Below are 18,156 nucleotides of genomic sequence, written 5' to 3'. Positions count from 1 at the left end.
TGAAGTGATATTGTCGTATCGCTTTATATAAGAAAACAAACCGGAAACAGAATATTGATTTTTCCAGAACGACCCAGAGAAGTATGGATGATGTTAATCACTCCGTGAGAAGTACAGACAGATCGTCTGAGGTACTTCCAGCGTTCACAGCAGTCGTCATGATTACGCTACCAGCGGATGTGGTTGCTCTGTCTTTAGCTGGGGTTCTGCCCGAGAGCGTGTCACTCCTGGGTGCAAATCCTATTGGACTTGTTCCGGTCTCAGTACTGGGGCTGCTGTTTGGTGCGCTAGGTGCATATACACATCAAAACACACCTGAGCAACATTTCTCAAAACGGATTGCAGTCGTTGCATTCGCATCTGCTGTTCCAGCAATCGCGGCGAATCTCTATTTCCCAACATCTGCGTATCTATTCTCATATTTCGTATTCAATGGACCTGGGTACGGATTCCTGTATCTATATTACAACCATGTTGAATAATTATCCGTAAATCATCATTCTACGCCACACGTTCTAGTTTAGGCAGCGAATTTGATCGGGATTAAACTAGAACGTATGCGTGTCATAGAATTATACACAGCCAGTGAGCAGAGAGTTAGATTCTTTCTGGGGCTGCCTCTCGTCGGCGGTGTCGGTTTTCCGTCGATCCCCAGGGAAACGAAGATGATTGCGGGTCGACGGAAATGTTTTCTCCCAACCGGTCGTTAGCACGTCTGTGTCCCGTCTCTCGGGCATGGTTTCAGAAGAACCTCTGAGTTGTCCCAGCCAGCGTGTCTCGTTGTTTGGTTACTCAGGCTGGGGAACAGACCAGTCCTCGGCGAGTTCATGCTGAAGCGGTGTAGACGGCAGTGTAATCGTGATCCGGTTGCCGCCAAACTGGCTTGTATCAAACGACAGTGACCCGCCAAGACGACGGACACACCAGTTGACTGTCCACAACCCAATATTGACAGAGTGTTCAAGTTGCGTTTTCTTGTCTGAGCGTATAGCCTTGATTTCGTGACGCGGAATCTGTGGACCATTGTCTGCAATAACTAAGGAGACTGGTGCGTTTCGCTCACCGCGTATGCTCAGCCGAACAGCAACGAGAGGGTCGTCGCTATCATTGTGTTTGATTGCATTTTCGACGAGGTTCTTGACGATGAGGTCAATAAGTGTGGAGTGTACACACGATATCGTCAGCTCATCGGGAAGATTTGTTTTTATTGTCGTCCCTTGTCTCTCTGAGGAGAGAGTAGCGATGACCGACTCAACACGCTCAGCCAGGTCAACTTCTGACGGGACTGTTTCGGCATTAATTCTCTGATCGATTGTCCGAACCTTGTTACTAAGATGGTCTAACCGATTTGCCGTGTTATGAATTTGCTCAACGTGTTCTTGTTGTCCATCACCGAGGTTCTCGCTGAGAATGGCGGCACGGCCCTGAATAACCGTTAATTCGTTCCGAAGGTTGTGTCGTAAGAGGCGGTTGAATACGCTCAGTCGTTCTTCACGGAGAATTCGGTCAGTGATATTGCGGAACACATAGACACATCCGAGAGACCTGTCTTGCCAATCTGCGACCGGTGACGCGATAACATCAAACTCTTGATTGGCATGTTGTACTGTTGTTTTGTTCGACCGGTCAAGCGATGTTTGCTGAATTGATTCCGGAAACAGGTCAGTGATTGTTGTCCCGATTATTTGCTCAGTGTGTAGGTCAAACTGGACTGTTGCTGCTGAATTTACCTCAACAATCTGCTGTTCTTCATCAGTGATAAGAACAGGGTCACGGATGCTCTCGATTAATGTATCTTTCCCAAGTGTGCGTACGGCAGGCACTGACCGCAAAAGGTCATGACGTACGAGCGCATAGCCAAACGCGATACTGCTTATCGAGAATGCATACGGCGTGATATCCAATCCATCAATAGGCACAATCCCAAAAACTGAAGACAGGTTTGCTACTGCCGGAATAATGGCACCAATAATCAATGCAATAGACTGGTCGAGATAGATTCCCTCACCAGTCAATGCGAGTTCGAGAAGGAAGTACGTCCCAGTAAGAACTAATATATATAAATAGAAGGAAATGACCCAAAACAACGGTCCGAAAGACTGTCGTGCGATTGCTATATCAGCAGTCATAACTACTTCGTGATCAGCCCACACCAAGGTATGGACCGGGTTGGTCAGAATGAGACCGACAATCACTGCCGATAAGGCAACCAACCATCCGATTAGCCCGGTGGTGATGTCACCTCCTCTTCCGGTGTAGACAAGCGAAAAGACAACCCAGGCAACCGGTGCAATCGCCACACCGAACCACATTAGCCGTTCAATTAGTTTCCGTGCCGGCTTAGTGTGAGTCATCATCCCGACTGCATAGATGCTACCCCATAAAAGAATAGCACACATTAGCCCTGCCAACTCTGTCGAACCAGGTTGTGGTCGCTCCCGCCAGACAAGAACAGCGACCGAACTGGTCAGGACAAGGCAACATAGTAGCGTTATCAAATACGGCGACCCGGTTGCTGGCTCCATCGCTTATTTTTATTTGTGTTACCTGCATGTTGGGCTTTTTGCCGTCTGAGGTGTATATATACTACATCATATCTGAATATGGTTTGATATAGTACATTTACATTACACGGCTCTTGCTTGCTAATGGAGCAAGTAAAAAGGGCTACTTTGCACAGAAAACACCGCAAACCCAAAGTTAGAGAGGAAAAAGAGAAGAAGCGATTCTGTATCTATCACGCTTATGCCAGTCAAAGACAAACAATTTTACCAGTATTTACGTTATAATTTTAGGAATACATATATTTTAAACACTCATTATCAAAAACCACAATTACGGAGAAACGTATTAATAATACAATAATCAATTATCGGTGATGGCTGAAATTGGCCCATTCGCCGTTTTGGAATTCGTCGGAATGGTCGTGTCAGTCTTGGGGCTGGTACCAGTCCTGAGCCAATACAAGGAAGACACAAAATGGTTTACAGCAGGGTACTTACTGCTGGTCGTCGGGATACTAGCCACTAACGTAGAGGGTGTCGTTCTCCCAGTCGTTCTGAACATGACCGAACACGTTGTTGGAATCGGCTTTGCAGGAGTAGTCTTTCTGTATGCGGCATATCAGCGACGACAACGTATCGTGAACCAGCACGGAGATGGTGGTCAGCATGGTTGACGTGGCGTCGTTTGTCGATTCAGTAATTGCTCCGATAGGAGATGGAATCGGAGCGTTTGGATTCCTCGGCGCAGCACTGCTCGGATACAAAAACTACCGCGATAGCGAAGCCGAGGCAGCATTCTGGATGGCGTTTAGCTTCGCTTCACTGTTGGGAGCGACATGGACTGTCAGCCTTATGCTTGAAAAAGCTGGTGTGGCAACAGAGATATTCGATCTTGCAACAGGACCGTTAATGACGACGACCGTCGGAGTGTTTGCAATTGGAGGGACAGCGACGCTTGCGATTGTCGAGGACATGCAAGGGATAGTTGCGGAGCGTGCGCAGAAACGGGAGGAGGCAGAAAAAAAGCGGGAGGAGGCAGAACGTGCCAAAGAACAGGCAGAAGAACAGAAAGCTGAGGCTGAAAAAGCGAAACAACGTGCACGAGAGCGAGAAGATGAGATTGAACAGCTCGCCGAAGAACTCGAAAAACAGGCAGTGGAGGCCGGCAACACACTCCAGCATGCAGCAAACGGGGATTTGACTGTACGCGTCGAGTCAACGACAGACAACGAGGCGATGGACCAAGTGACTGTCGTCGTGAACGACATGCTGGAGACGATGGAAGAGACTGTTGCCGAAATCCAAGCCTTCTCTGGAGAGGTTGCGACAGCAAGTGAAGAGGCAAGCTCCGGCACAAACGAGGTCAAGAAAGCCAGTGAAACAGTAAGTGATTCGGTGCAAGAGATTGCCGCAGGGACTGCATCACAACGAGAGAGTCTTGAGGATGTGGCAGAGGAGATGGACAATCATTCGGCGACAATCGAAGAAGTGGCTGCGACAGCCCAGAGCGTCGCCGAGACAGCCAGTGAGACAACAGAGATCACAGAAAGCGGCGAACAAACAGCCCAAGAAGCCATCGAGGGTATTCAGTCGGTCCAACAGACGATGCAGACGACGGTCAGCAACGTCGAAGATTTAAACGAGTTGATGATCGAAATCGACGATATTGTGGAGTTGATCAGTGATATCGCCGAGCAGACAAACATGCTCGCACTGAATGCAAATATCGAAGCCGCACGGGCTGGCGGTGAAGGTGGACAGAGTGGTGATGGTTTTGCCGTTGTTGCTGACGAGGTCAAGCAGCTTGCCGAGGAGACACAGAATTCTGCTGAAGATATTGCAAGTCTCATCGAGACAGTTAAATCACAGACCGAAACGACTGTCGACGAAATTATGCTAGCCGAGAGTCGCGTCGACCAGGCAACCGACGCAGTTGATGAGACTGTCGACGCCTTCTCTGAAGTGACAACCAATATTGAAGAGACAAACAACGGAATCCAAGAGATTAGCCAAGCGATGGAAGACCAGGCAGACACCGCTGAACGGGTTGTGTCACGAGTCGATGATGTGGCCGATATTAGTCAAACAACCGCAGACCGCGCAGAAAACGTTTCGGCGGCCGCCGAAGAGCAGACATCGTCGATTACAGAGATAACCACCAACTTAACAGCTCTCGTCGAACAGGCTGATGAATTGGAGGGTCAGCTGTCCGAATTTGACGTCAATGGAGCAACAATAACCGAGAAGTAGATCCACAGACATCAGATGGACTAGCCTCACTCAACACGATTGTCTGTGTCTTACGTGAGGAACCGACTAAATGTCGTAAACGTCTGGCAAGCGCGTCCGAAACAGAGAACCCTCACTTTCTATCAATAGCTATTCCAGCAGGCGATGGCTTGTCTGTCTCCTTTAGTTCGACAGACGGAGTTAGCTTTTTTCGTCAGTCAACAGCTGTTTACCATACCAGCGTGTTAGACTCTCGCTATTTTTGGCCTGCCTAAAAAACGTAGCAGTTTTATACTTTTAGGGAAACCTAAAAAACATGGTCAGACGACACAATGACTGTAGTGAGTCCACACGTCGAAGCTTCGTCAGGTACGGTGGAATGGTTGCTGCAGGGAGTCTCCTTGCGGGCTGTGTCGGCGGTGGTGGAGACGATGATTCCGATACTGAGGGTTCGTCGCAGTCAACCACTCAAACAGAAACAACGACAGAGACAAACAGTAACGAAGAGACAAATCCTACGTCCCAAACATCCCAAGAAGACACTAGCTACGCTGCCTCGATGGCGCCGGTCGGAGAGCTCTCGTTCGAAGAAATACCGGAGACTGTGGTAGGGGGCTGGGGCTTTGTCGGGGATGTTCTCATGGCTCTTGGCCAAGCCAACAGAGTTGTCGGTATGTCTCGGCCCGGCTTCTGGTACCAAGGATTCTACGAGTTGTTGCCTAACGTCTCTCCACGGGACACGACCGAGATCCCTGCAACGGTCTCGAAAAGCTACCGGATCAACGAAGAGTTGGTGTATGACCTCGACCCAGACTTACTGGCAGTCGATCCAAACCGCTTCATTAACTGGTATGGCTCAGACACGGAAACGGTCTCAAAACTTGCTGAAGACATTGCCCCATTTTTCGGTAACGAGAGCCGTTCGAAGCGTGCACCCGACTGGGCAGTATGGCCAAACAAAAAAGAGTATGGGTACTACGATATCCCTGAATTCGTCGAGCGGTACGGGAGACTCTTCGGTGAACAAGAGCGAGCAGCGGCGATGGTTGACCTGTACGAGTCGACAATAGACGATATAACTTCACGACTCCCGCCAGAATCGGAGCGGCCGTCTATCGCATCTGTCGACGCATTCACGAATCCAGAAAATCGCGGCTTTTTCGGGGTGAATAATCCAAAGCCTGCAAACGAGAAGACACACGAACACAGAGAGTACGGTCATCTGAGTGTAATCGATGCCTTCGAGGATAAGTATGTGAAAGGCGGTCATTACGGTATGAAGGCCGGTTTCGAAGAGTTGCTCGATATCAATCCCGATGTGATTATTTTCGACGAAGCGGTGAACTCGTTTGGTGGAGAGAACGTCTACGGAAACGCCGGTGCCTACGAAAAGACGATTGATGTAATAAAAAAGAACGAAGTCACAAAACAGGTTAAGGCAGTACAAGACGACCATCTCTATCCGGGCGGAACCGGCTCACAGGGGCCAATAATCAACCTCTTCCAGACTGAGATGCTCGCAAAACAGTTGCATCCCGAAGAGTACGGTAAGTGGCATGGGTTCGGCGAGATACCTGCTGAAGAACGGCTATTTGACCGTCAACGTGTCGCAGATATTATCAACGGAAATATCTAAGCCGATACCTAGTCGTTTGGAAAGATCGTCCAAGCGTATTGTCTCTATGAGCGTGTTCTGGAACCAGTCACAGCCATATTATGGCGGTGCAACATCTAAGAGAAGACCTGTTAGGACAGATATAATCACAGAAAACAGTCAAAGTAGTGAGAGAAAGTCTGTTACACCAGCTCTGAGAGACGGGCCGCTGTGAACGGAACGTGCATTTCTGCTGGACTGAGCCTACCGTGCATTCCGACCAGAGACCGTTAATCTGGCTCAATATCACCAACCCACATTCCCAAATCACGGTGAGTGACAACCAGGTCGCCACACCGCCTACAAAATCGATCAGTTACGGGCCAATCACCGAACAGGCCGCGGTCGAATGCTTCTTTCCGGGTAAATCTCTGAGCGTCATAGTCTGATAGCGCCTGTCGCGTTTCGGATACTGTCCCCTCACGAAGATGGAGATGCACGTTACGCGGGCTGGCGACCATCCTGACAGGCGTCCTATTCGCGTGTTCTTTGAGATTCGCCATCATTGTCGAGTTCGCCGAAAGGCCGATGTTTCGGTTTGGGTCTGTGTTTATATGGCCGTGGTCAGCTGTAATAATCAACAGAGTCCGCTCTGCGGTTTGGTCGCCAATCCGGTGGAGGCAATCAGATATCGGCGCGTCGATAGCCTCACACAACCCCGATTGGAAACAGCGGAACGTGTCGTTACGTGACTGGGAAACAAGAGGTCGACGCCTCAACAGAAAATCTCGTGCGTTCCGTGTGAGATACTATATGTTCGAAGACCCGTGGTGCCGGAGTTACCAGCCTATTCTATGTATAGACAGATAATTTGTTATGTGTTAACATAATACTTTATTAGTAGAACGTACTTACTGGTAGAGAATGGGGAACAGGGCACCGAGGCTGGGGCGGGACAACAGAAGCTGTGACAGGCGTTCGTTCTGTGCGACAGTCCTCTGTACAGGTAGTACAGTTGGGTTGGGGGGGTGCCTTGGAGGCGGTGGAGGAAGCGGGGTAACGAGCGCAATTGAACCAGTTGGTAATGAGCAATTCAGACGAGATCTCGGGTTACCGGAGCCAAAAGACGATATCGAATCGGAGCTGAACTTGTTGGTGTGGACGGAGTACTGGCATCCAAACACGATTCGGGATTTTGAGGTAGCGTACGATGTGTCGGTCACGAGCAGATACTACAGAAGCAACGAGGAGCTCTACCAGATACTAGCTAAAGATGGGCTGGATATGTGGGATATTATCGTCCCAAGTAGCTGGATGGTCTCTCGAATGATCGACGAGGAGCTGTTACAACCGATTGAGGTCAATCGGCTCACGAACTGGTTCAACCTCGATACTCGCTGGATCAGTGATGCACCCTATGATATCGGGAGTCAACGTTACTCCGTTCCCTCACTGTGGGGAACAACCGGAATCGCGTGGCATGAGAACCTTGTTAACAAACCAATAGATGAGTTAGATATCACTGGAAGCTGGGACGCCTTATGGGACAAACGGTTTGCCAAGCAGATTCAACTGCTCAAGCTCCCTCGTGAGCTGTATGCAGCTGCACTCAAACGACTCGGATACTCATTGAACTCAACTGATGAACAAGAAATTGCCGAAGCGACTGAGATACTAGTCAGACAGAAAGAACTAGCCAATTCATACGCTGAGTCTGGATTCACCCAGACCCTCATCAACGAGCAGGCAACCCCAGTACACACATTCTCTGGTGACGCCATTACGGCCCGAAAGCAGCTCTACGAGGACGGGAGCTCTCCAATTAGATACCGTATTCCAAGAGAGGGTGGAGTAAAGTGGGTAGATTCGCTGGCAATAAGCAAAAAGGCCCAGCATCCAAATGCGGCGTTAACATTTATCGATTATTCGCTAAACAAGACAATCTCAGCGCGGAATACTAACTTTTCATTTTACGCGACGCCCAACGAAGAGGCAAAAACGGAGGTGCTGCCGGAACTATTAGATGATCCGGGAGTTTATCCGCCTGATTATCTTCGGGAGAATCTCGAATTCATTGAACACGTCGGCGACACCACGACAGCATATCAAAACGGATGGGAGACCATACAAAATGCGTGACAGAATCGATACGAGAGAGTAAAACAGAGAGAGCAGACACATGACCGGCAGTACCGAAGATGACGAATCCTCTAAAGCTGGTCTACCGACTGGGAAAATCGTGTCCGGGCTCAGAAGGCTGCTTCCAGAGGTTGTTCGACAGAACTATGTTCTGAAATTCGGGGTTGCGCTTTTGTTCGTCTTTCTCTTAATCTCAGTCGCCGGGGTTTTCACGATTAACGAGACAACGGAAACACTCAACAACCAGGTCTCAGAGCAACTGCTGAGCGATGTAGGCAGACAAACCGAAGAGTTGCAAAGATGGAGAGAACAACGTTCACGGTGGCTCAACAGCCTTTCGAAAACGGGGGTAATGCAAAGTAACAACACCGAACCGATTGCAATCTCATTGCAACAGGAAGCCGACAACACTATCTCACCAAAACAGGAGCCAGATAATGTGCCAGAAGATGTCCGGTTGGTCTATCTGCTGAATACCACCTCGACAGAAATAGTGGCCAGCAATGAGAGACGCAAGGAGGGAACCGTCCTGTTCAAAGAAGAAACACCATGGTTACAAAAAGTTCCGTGGATACAGAATCTCTCGTTCGAGAATTTCTCTGATGTATTCATTTCTAAGGCATACCGTGATGAGGGTGTGCCCGCTATTGCATTCGTTGCGCCCATTCCAGAGCGTCCTGAACGAGCTATTGTCGCAGTAACCCGTGCTCAGACTCGACTCAACCGTGTCACAGAGCAGCGAGAGGACCAGTTCATTACCGTCATCGATGACGATGACAGAATCATAATGGACACAAGGGGCGACCAGTACGTTGGGAGACGGTACGCAGAGGAGAGTAGTACCGACAATGTATCCGCTATACTTACTGATCGTTCCGGGTTTATGCGGGACGTGCCAAATCAGGCGTCGCTTGAGCAAGATTACGTCGCCGCCTACTCTACGATGACAAATACTGGGTGGACTGTTGTGACGTATGCGCCAGAAGATGATGTCTATCTCATTCGGTCAAATATCATTACGAACCTCATTCAGATGATCCTTGTCTCACTTGTTGGGCTCGCAGTCATTGGTATCGCGATTGCAGGCGGAACCGTCTACTCGATTAATCGACTCGCAGAACAGGTCAAGGAAGTTGAAGATGGGAATCTCGATGTCGATTTCTCAACAAGTCGTAAAGACGAAATTGGCCAACTGTACGATGGGTTCGATAGCATGCGCGACTCGCTTGAGGAGCGGATAACCGAACTATCACTGGCAATCCGTGCTGAAGAGCGAATGCGCAAACGACTCAGCAACAGTAACGAAGAACTGCAACAGCAACAAGTTATCATCTCGGTCCTAAACAGACTGTTGCGTCACAACCTTCGGAACAGTCTGACGAGTATATTACTGTATACACAGAGTGTCTCAGATGATGTCCCGCCAGAACACGAAACTGAGTTTGAAAAGATCGTCACGACATCCGAACGGTTGTTACGAAAGGTGAAAAAATCAAAATATCTTGAGCAAATCGTTGGAACGGACCCTGAAAACCTCTCATCCGTAGATGTTGGAATGGTAGTGAAAGAAAGCGTCAAGTACCATCGTGATGAGTATCCCGAAGCTACGATATCTGCGACGCTCTCGTTTAAAACGTACGCAAAAGTTGGAAACGGCATGGATTTTGTTATCAATAACTTGATCGAAAACGCAATTGAGCACAACGATAGCAGGGAGCCACACGTCGACATCCGCCTTCATACTGTTTCAGACGAGGATGTTACCTGGGTCGAGCTAATTGTTGAAGACAACGGACCGGGTATTCCTGACTCCGAAATTGCAGTTTTGGATCGCGGGGAGGAAACGGCGCTCGAACACGGGAGTGGTGTAGGATTGTGGCTTGTCAAGTGGCTCGTCGATCACGTTGAGGGAGAACTCCAATTTACCAGTGTCGAGCCACGGGGAACACGGGTAACAGTCCGTTTCTTACACACAAACGTCTCAACGTACTGATTTTGACCCAAAAGGTGTTCTGACGAGAATGCCTGACGTGACAGTGGAACCACTCTTTTGGCAACTACTAATACCACAGGATGTGAACATTGTTACCATGGAGGGATGTCAGCAGACACTCGAATCGTTCTCGTGGCGTGCAGAAAGTATCTATCCAGATCGTGAAATCGTTGCTCGGACGCACGAGGGGAAACAACGATACACGTACAGCGAGTTTACAGACAGAACCCGTCAGCTCGCTAACGCCCTCGACAGCCTCGGTATTGAGCATAGCGACCGGGTTGGGACCTTTTGTTGGAACCACGACCGACATTTCGAGACGTACTTTGGCGTCCCAAATATGGGAGCACAGTTGCACACGATTAACCCGCTACTGCCGGACAGCCATATCCAGTACATTGTCGAAGACGCCGCTGATAAGGTCCTCTTTGTCGACCCATCGCTGGCCGAAAAGCTTGCGTCAGCATACGACCCTGATGCCTTCGAGAGCGTCGAACAGTTCGTTATAATCGGTTCGACTGTTCCCGACCTCCCACTAGAGCCGTTGACCGATTACGAGTCGTTCATCGAGGCCGAACCGACGGAATACGACTGGCCGAACGTCTCGCAGGATGATATGGCCGGGATGTGTTACACATCAGGGACAACTGGGAAGCCAAAGGGTGTGGAGTACACACAACAGATGATGTGGAGTCATACGATGGCAATGTTGACGCCACAGGGACTCGGTATCCAAGATTCTGATGTTGTTATGCCAATTGTGCCAATGTTCCATGTAAACGCGTGGGGGATGCCGTTTGCTGCCACCGCCGCCGGAGCAAAGCAGGTTTTTCCCGGGCCAGCACCTGAACCCGCAGATATTGCTCACCTCATAGAGGAGGAAGGCGTCACTATTGCTGCAGGAGTTCCAACAGTATGGCTGGGGCTGCTTGAGTACATGGAGGAAAATGAGTGCGACCTTTCGACGCTTGACTCTATCGTTATTGGCGGGGCAGCGGCACCGAAAGCTGTCATCGAGCAGTTTGACGAGTTTGATGTTTCGGTCGTCCATGCGTGGGGAATGACCGAGATGTCCCCAGTTGGATCAGTTGCTAATCTCACACATGACTTACAGGACGCGCCATACGAGACCCAGCTCGAAAAGCGGGGAAAACAGGGAATCATCGTCCCCGGCCTAGAATTCAAAGTCATTGACGACGACGGAAGGGAAGTTTCGTGGGACGGCGAAGCGTTCGGTGAATTGCTCGTCCGTGGCCCGTGGGTAACGACAGAGTACCACGAGCGGCCCGAAGCAAACAAGGCAGATTTCGAAGGGGACTGGCTCCGAACCGGGGATATCGTGACAGTCGACGAAGATGGATATATCGAACTTGTTGACCGTGCTGACGACGTTATCAAATCCGGCGGTGAGTGGATATCTTCCCAAGAGCTCGAAAATGCAATCATGGCTCACGACAAGGTCTCAGAAGCTGCAGTCATCGGTGTGCCACACGAACGATGGCAGGAACGGCCAGTCGCGATGGTCGTCGTCTCAGAGGAGGTAGACCGTGAGAGTCTAACCGAGGAGTTAAAAAAGATGCTGCGCGGTGAGTATCCAAAATGGTGGCTTCCAGACGGCTTCAATTATATCGACGAGATTCCGAAAACTGCCACGGGCAAGTTCTCGAAGATGGACCTTCGTGAACAGTACGGTGACGAGGAGTTATTAGAAGAGAACGCGCCGACAGAGGCTGCACCGGGAGACAGGTAGTCGCGGCGACTAAGCCGATTGGGTTTCTGGATGTGTCGTCTGACCGCACACCACGACTAAGGCTGGTGGCTGTAAGCATGTCAAAATATAAACAAAAATCCCAAAGGGAGTGACTGTTGTCCGGTAGGTCAAAGGCCCAACAGAAAGACAACTGCCGGTACGGGAACGTAGGAATCTGTCCGTTGCGGTGGCCTGTAGATTTTTAGAACAGCCCACCACAAAATAAACACTATCACATACTTGATTTATCTTTCATATGTCAATTGGTAACGAAAACCGCCAATTGAAAGCGTCTACAATCGTTTTTCATCATTATATTCACTCACTGCCGGTAATACTTGTCGACTAGATTCTATGAATTTAAATGCGCGTGAAACAGTTTGAAAAATGATGGGTCCCTCGCATCTGGTCGTCGGCAGTGGACAGGCCATAGCAGGTGTACTTTCCCTCCTATTTCTCAAGCCGGTGTATGAGAATCGCGACACACCGGGTGCCGTTGCATTTGGTGGTACAATTATTGGGGTGTGCATCTGGTTATGGTGTCTCGCTGTTGGCAACTTCATAGGCAACCGGCTAGTATCGATTATCGCGTATAAACTATCTCTCCTTGGCGCTGAGATTACTGCTGTTGGCTGGTTTTTACTAGCAATTAGTGTTACAAAACCAGATAGCGTTTCGTGGAAGACAGTTAAGATGCTCCTTACCTGGCTCGCCAGCATTCAGCTCCTCATCTGGACAAATTCGTTCCATCATCTCGTCTTTTCTGGAGAGTTTGGAATGGCAGGAACTGTGCTCGTTCCGGAGTACGGGGTAGCCTTCTGGATACAGGTCGCAGTAAGCTATGGTTTTGTCGCTTTCGGGGTTGGTCGTCTTACTGTTGAGGCTGTGCGATCACAGGGCCTCCGGCAAAATCAGATGGCACTGCTGGCAGTCTGTAGTCTTCCGTTTATTGTTGCGAATATTGTAACGTTGACAACAGGTGGAGTCACTCTCTATGACATCTCCCCATTTGGGTATATTTTGTCGGCACTACTGCTTACGATAGTCTTGTTCAAAGGGTATTTTTTGGACGTTACGACCGTCGCACGCGGAACTGCAGTGCAGAAGATGAACGATGCTGTCATTACAGTCGATCAAAAAAACCGTGTCATTGATGCAAACCGTACCGCACTGGAAATGTTTGATATTGACAGTGACTACACTGGACGGCAAGCAGTTGCTGTGTTTGACGTAGTTGACGATGAAATAGAGTCGAGGCTCGCTGGCCGCATCGACGATGAGATAGAAGTGTCAATAAAAGTCAATAGTGAAAAACGGTATTTCTCTGTATCTGTCTCTCCGATAGGGCAAGACGCTGCAAAGGGGCGCGTATTCGTGCTACGAGATATCACAGACCTGAAACGGCGTGAGCTGGAGTTATCGATGTTAAAAGACGTCTACTCCAGAGTATTCCGGCATAACGTAAAGAACGAACTCAACGTGATACGGGGGCATCTAGATCTTATAACAAAGCACACAGAGAAGGCAAATGTTCAACGGAGTACAGCAGCTGCTATCGATTCATCGAACCGGCTTCTGAACCATACACAGAAAGCACAGCAAATCAAACAGGTTTTGGATACAAATGTACGATTTCTTGAGTGTCCTCTTCAAAGACTCGTCTCAGCTGCTGTCTCTACTTGTCACCCTGAGAGAGATGCTGTGAGTGTCCGGGTAGCGGTTACAGATGTGAAGGTACAGGTTGTCGAAGGGTTTGAGGTAGCAATCGAAAATGCCATCGAGAACGCGGTCGAACACAACAGTGAACCGGTACAGGTAGATATACAGACAGAAGTTACGGATGAGTTTGTTGAGTTATACATCACAGACGACGGCGACGGTATTCCACCGAATGAAGTGACCCCTCTGCAAGAAAACGAAGAGACAGCGCTGAGTCATGGCTCCGGGGTCGGGCTATGGTTGATGCGTTGGTACGTCGATAGGTCTGGTGGCTGTCTAAATATAACTCAGTCAGAGCCGGGAACACAGGTCAAGATGACCCTTCCCAAAGTCTCGTCGTAGGCGCTCGCTTTCAGTTTCGGTCAACAATCATCACGTCAGTATCAAGGTCGCCAACCCGCTGGAAGGTCGGCGGCGTAAGTAGTCGTGATGCTAGACTCCGGTTTCGGCTTGCACCCATGATGACCAAGTCATACTCACTTGCATTATGCTCGAGAAATGGGTCAATATCCATTGTCGCAACACGAGTCTCGATAGGGCCGGCAAACGGCTCAACCAAGTCCGAAAGCATTGATTCCGCCTGACGGCGACCTCGTTCAGTACCGGAACCAGTGCAGTTTGCGACGCTGACGAATCCCGTGGAGCCAGCGAGCCGTGCTGCAAAATCGACCATTCCGTGGGCAACATCGCTCGTCCCACGAACCGGAACTAAGACGCGCTTCCAGGTCGTTTTGTCACTGTTTGCTCGGTGGACAAGTACGTCATGTTCACCGTTGAACAGCGTGCGCACGAACTGTGAGAGTTGCTCCTCGTCGGCCTCATACGGCGTTGCGACGAGGTCGCAGTTCGCCCGTTGTGCTGCGCGAAGTGCCGTTTGTGCTGGCTCCGGACCGCCTGCCGCAACAATGACTTCACAGGGAACATCAGCCGAGCGCTCGATTTCGTGTGCTTGGATCTCGAGGCGGTCGACAGCCTCGGCGACTGCCTCGTGGTCTGGAACATCGTCGGGATTATCAACACGTCCGGTCGCTTGGGGTAGGCGCGTCGTGCTGTGCTCTGCGAGAAGTGCCCGCTCGGCGTCTGCCATCCATTCCTCTGCGACAAGGTCCAGCAAAACTACCTTGCCGGCACGATGGGCTTCAGCGAGGCTGGCAGCCAGTTTTGCTGTGTTCTCTGCCCGTGGACCACGCATTGGTACGAGAATATGGTCATCGCCTTGGGTCGCCTCGTAGAGGTACTGGTCACGTCGTTCGTACAACACTCGACGCCAGAGGTCAAAGCCACCTGCGACAAGCGCGCTGGAGGCAGCAACGCTCAGTACGTATATTTCAGGACGGTCGACCTGTGCCTGAACAAACAGGGTAAGCAGTGCAGTCGAAAATGCAGCAGGCTCTTCAGTGTCAAGTAGCCACGTTACAAGGCCTGTAAGGAAAATTGCAAGAGTGGCACCCACAGGGTTGATTTTGTTCGGTGCTGGCTCGTATATCAGCGCCGAGGCGGTGATAACAGCGAGCCATCCACAGACAGCGCCAACGGTCAAACCGCCAACAAACCGTGAGACCGAGGCGTATCGCCCCTCAGGATCTGCAAAAAGCGTAAATGCTCCGGCTGCCAGTGGCGGGTACAAGAGAAACGACAGTCCGGGAAGAGCATTCGAAATCGCAGTTACAAGGCCAATAAGCAACGGAACGAGCAGTAAGATAGACAGATGAACAATATTTTGTGTTGCTTCCAACCAGCGACGGAGGTCGCGCCAGCGCTGACGACCAACCCGACGAATCTGCCCGGCAACTAAACGGGCACTGGCCTGCAGTCGGCTCATACCACGAATTTTTCGAGCACAGAGTTAAGCAAAGCGGACTATCGTGGTAAGCAGACTGCAAAGCTTTGAGAGTTGTCGAGACTACAACCGAGAGTGCAACCGAAAAAAGAGCATGAAAAGAACAAGCATACCGTGTCGACAACGAGAGGTTTAATATCGACAATCCATTCTAATCGACAATTATGCCCGAGAGCAAACAACCACCGATGGAATCGGCGATGACGACGGTCAGCGGTGTCCAGTTCACACCGTTTGACCCGAGTGCCAGTGACGTTCGACTGCAAGATATCGCTCACGGGCTCGCGAATCTCTGTCGTGCCTCGGGCCAAGCGCGGTTTTTCTATAGCGTCGGCCTGCACTCGATCTACGTGAGCCAGGATCTTGCTTCCCGTGGTGAATCGCGTCGACGCCAACTAATCGGATTGCTTCACGACACACAGGAGGCCTACATTAGTGACCTGATTTCTCCGGTAAAAATACATCTTGAAGAGTATCAGGACCTCGAATCGTGCGTTGAAGATGTTGTCTGGGAAGCATTCAGTCTCAAACCAACCGCTGCTGATTTTGCTGTCGTCAAAGAGTCCGACAGACGGCTCTGCCGACACGAGCTTGGGGTGGTTCTCCCCGATGCTCCAGAAGGACAGCCAAATACTGACGTTGCATACGATCTGTGGGCTGGCCAACACAGAGATGTGGCACAGTGGTTTAGGAACCGAACCAAGCAGTTGGTCGCCGCAACTGATGCAACTCTCCCACAGTAGGTATCTACTATCGGAGTCTTGAGTGGTCTCATCATTGTGAGTGGGAAGGCCGAACCCATTCGTTGTTAGTTACTCCACGCAGTAAGAGCCAGTTGCTTCGTTTTTTGCTCAAAACCACTAGTATCAACTCCGCTACGAAGGTGTGAGGCGTAGCTAAAGACAGGGCCGTAATCATCTCTGTGTCAGGTCCTAGCAGCGATGAACGGCAGATACGCAAGCAGAGTAAACGCAGTACCTGTCACCAATCACCTGCGTTATTTTTATACTGTGCTAAATACATGATAACATATGGCATCATACGAGCTGGACCACGAACAAAATGCGCTCTCAGCAGACGTTGTCCGAATCCGAATCGAAGGGATGCTCGACATCGAGCAGGCCGAAGAGTTGGTCGAAGAGATGGAAACGATGGTACAGAAAGCAAGCGATGACTTCGTCTTTATCAACGACATCAGAGAGTTCGAGCCGCTGCCACAGGAGGGAGTCAATACAATTGAGAAAGGGAAAAAGATACTCCACAATCATGATGCCTCCGCAGTAATACGGATTGTGGGCAGTTCTGTCGTCGGAAAGATGCAGTTCGAGCGCCCTGGAGACGAGTACTCGTTTTTCGAAGCGACCGTCAATGATCTGGACGAAGCTCATGAGCTCATTGACGAGTGGGAACAGCGAGACTGAGTGATCTCTGCTTTCGGGGTGGACCTGTAGCTTCCAGACAGAAATCGACCGTCACAGTAGAGCGGATTTTGCCGATTGGGAACGCTTGTTACCGTCGAGCCCAACAGTGTCACATGAGTCCACAAACGAACGACCATTTCGACCGCGGCGTGGCAGCAATCGCGAAACGGCGGTACGAGAAAGCTGGTGACGCGTTTGCGCGGGCCGGGTGGCAAACGCTGGCCACCCCACGGCCCGACCAAACACCGTTTGGCGCAGATGAGAAAGGATGGGTCGGAACTGGAATTCGGTATCATTTGACAAGTGCGCTCTGTTATCGCGTTGCTGAAGCCGAAAATCGGGCAGGTCACCGCGCAAAGGAGACTGCTGCCGTTGCCGCCGATTTACAGACAGGGCTGACCCATCCCGCACAGCAGGCCTGTTTACAGGAATTGGTCGCGGATGCAAAGCTCGCCGGCGGACTGAACGATGTCGCTGACAGCTACCGTGAAGCAACTGACGCATATCACGAGGCTGCCGAGGCCGTCGACGACCCACAGTACCGGAGCACCACTCCGTTATTTCAGGCAGCAACAGTTCCACTCCAACAGGTGGCACGGAGCACAGCTAACGGTGAAATCGCAATTTCGTGGGAAGACCTTCATGGCACCGACCCAACGACACCAGGGCAGTTTCTCGCCAAGAGAACAGCGTTCAAGCGCCAGCGGTTCCCCTCTCTTCTCAGTTCAGTGCTCGAATCCGGGTATCTCGCTGCACCTCGTGGCACGACAGAGTACAACAATGCGACATACCAGTGCCCAAACTGTGGGTCGAGTGATGTCAACTGGGTTGGGGACAGCACTCTCTGTATGCGATGTTCGACACCGCTGGAACCACAGTAGCGACCTCTCTTTTAATTCGTAACTCTCGACAAAGCCAACTGCGGACCCGCTTATCCGGGCTCATCTCTCGTCCGGGTGGTCTGGTG

The 18,156-nt window shown here is 50.5% G+C and carries 14 protein-coding genes; 11 read left to right on the top strand and 3 right to left on the bottom strand.

Annotation, left to right across the window (positions count from 1 at the left end; all coding sequences use genetic code 11):
* Positions 1-83: 83 nt before the first annotated feature.
* Positions 84-482: a hypothetical protein gene (locus tag N5098_RS05865; protein WP_267636793.1), complete on the top strand. Its 399-nt coding sequence runs from the start codon at positions 84-86 to the stop codon at positions 480-482.
* 306 nt (positions 483-788) lie between these two features.
* Here the strand turns inward: N5098_RS05865 and N5098_RS05860 are convergent, their stop codons facing one another.
* Positions 789-2,525: a sensor histidine kinase gene (locus N5098_RS05860; protein ID WP_267636792.1), complete on the bottom strand. Its 1,737-nt coding sequence runs from the start codon at positions 2,523-2,525 to the stop codon at positions 789-791.
* Between the two features lie 353 nt (positions 2,526-2,878).
* Between N5098_RS05860 and N5098_RS05855 the strand changes: the two genes are divergently transcribed.
* The 3 genes from N5098_RS05855 (at position 2,879) to N5098_RS05845 (ending at position 6,369) form a co-directional block, all read left to right on the top strand.
* The gene (locus tag N5098_RS05855; RefSeq protein WP_267636791.1) at positions 2,879-3,178 is read left to right on the top strand and encodes a DUF8530 family protein; all 300 of its coding nucleotides are present in this window, start codon (positions 2,879-2,881) and stop codon (positions 3,176-3,178) included.
* Positions 3,171-4,754 carry a methyl-accepting chemotaxis protein gene (locus tag N5098_RS05850; protein WP_303651844.1) on the top strand — a complete coding sequence of 528 codons (1,584 nt, stop codon included), beginning with the start codon at positions 3,171-3,173 and terminating at the stop codon, positions 4,752-4,754. The genes N5098_RS05855 and N5098_RS05850 overlap by 8 nt, the downstream gene beginning before the upstream one ends.
* 295 nt (positions 4,755-5,049) lie before the next feature.
* Positions 5,050-6,369: an ABC transporter substrate-binding protein gene (locus N5098_RS05845; protein WP_267636790.1), complete on the top strand. Its 1,320-nt coding sequence runs from the start codon at positions 5,050-5,052 to the stop codon at positions 6,367-6,369.
* A gap of 248 nt (positions 6,370-6,617) precedes the next feature.
* On the opposite strand, the gene N5098_RS05840 is transcribed toward N5098_RS05845, so the two are convergent.
* Positions 6,618-7,106 (bottom strand): alkaline phosphatase family protein, encoded by a 489-nt coding sequence (locus N5098_RS05840; RefSeq protein WP_267636789.1) that lies wholly within the window; start codon positions 7,104-7,106, stop codon positions 6,618-6,620.
* 145 nt (positions 7,107-7,251) lie between these two features.
* Here N5098_RS05840 and N5098_RS05835 point away from each other — a divergent pair, with 145 nt between their 5' ends.
* From N5098_RS05835 to N5098_RS05820, 4 genes are all read left to right on the top strand, one after another.
* Positions 7,252-8,466, top strand: coding sequence for a polyamine ABC transporter substrate-binding protein (locus N5098_RS05835; RefSeq protein ID WP_267636788.1), 1,215 nt, complete (start codon positions 7,252-7,254; stop codon positions 8,464-8,466).
* A 352-nt stretch (positions 8,467-8,818) separates the two neighbouring features.
* Complete coding sequence (locus tag N5098_RS05830; RefSeq protein WP_267636787.1) at positions 8,819-10,459, top strand: sensor histidine kinase; 1,641 nt, start codon at positions 8,819-8,821, stop codon at positions 10,457-10,459.
* A gap of 97 nt (positions 10,460-10,556) precedes the next feature.
* A complete protein-coding gene (locus N5098_RS05825; RefSeq protein WP_368407998.1) occupies positions 10,557-12,209 on the top strand; it encodes a long-chain fatty acid--CoA ligase in 1,653 nt (550 codons plus the stop codon).
* Between the two features lie 387 nt (positions 12,210-12,596).
* Positions 12,597-14,270, top strand: coding sequence for a sensor histidine kinase (locus tag N5098_RS05820; RefSeq protein WP_368407996.1), 1,674 nt, complete (start codon positions 12,597-12,599; stop codon positions 14,268-14,270).
* Positions 14,271-14,280: 10 nt separating this feature from the next.
* Here the strand turns inward: N5098_RS05820 and N5098_RS05815 are convergent, their stop codons facing one another.
* The gene (locus N5098_RS05815) at positions 14,281-15,750 is read right to left on the bottom strand and encodes an HPP family protein (RefSeq protein ID WP_267636785.1); all 1,470 of its coding nucleotides are present in this window, start codon (positions 15,748-15,750) and stop codon (positions 14,281-14,283) included.
* 182 nt (positions 15,751-15,932) lie between these two features.
* Between N5098_RS05815 and N5098_RS05810 the strand changes: the two genes are divergently transcribed.
* The 3 genes from N5098_RS05810 to N5098_RS05800 all read left to right on the top strand — a co-directional run bounded on the left by N5098_RS05810 (position 15,933) and on the right by N5098_RS05800 (position 18,070).
* A complete protein-coding gene (locus tag N5098_RS05810) occupies positions 15,933-16,511 on the top strand; it encodes a hypothetical protein (protein ID WP_267636784.1) in 579 nt (192 codons plus the stop codon).
* 288 nt (positions 16,512-16,799) lie between these two features.
* Entirely contained in the window at positions 16,800-17,189 is a 390-nt protein-coding gene (locus N5098_RS05805; RefSeq protein WP_267636783.1) for a hypothetical protein, read from the top strand.
* Positions 17,190-17,302: 113 nt separating this feature from the next.
* The gene (locus tag N5098_RS05800; protein WP_267636782.1) at positions 17,303-18,070 is read left to right on the top strand and encodes a hypothetical protein; all 768 of its coding nucleotides are present in this window, start codon (positions 17,303-17,305) and stop codon (positions 18,068-18,070) included.
* The last annotated feature ends 86 nt before the right edge of the window (positions 18,071-18,156 follow it).

It is taken from the genome of Halovenus rubra (assembly GCF_026586665.1).
Classification (GTDB): domain Archaea; phylum Halobacteriota; class Halobacteria; order Halobacteriales; family Haloarculaceae; genus Halovenus; species Halovenus rubra.
Note: the sequence above shows the minus strand (reverse complement) of the source record. Positions and strands in the feature narration are given on the sequence as shown.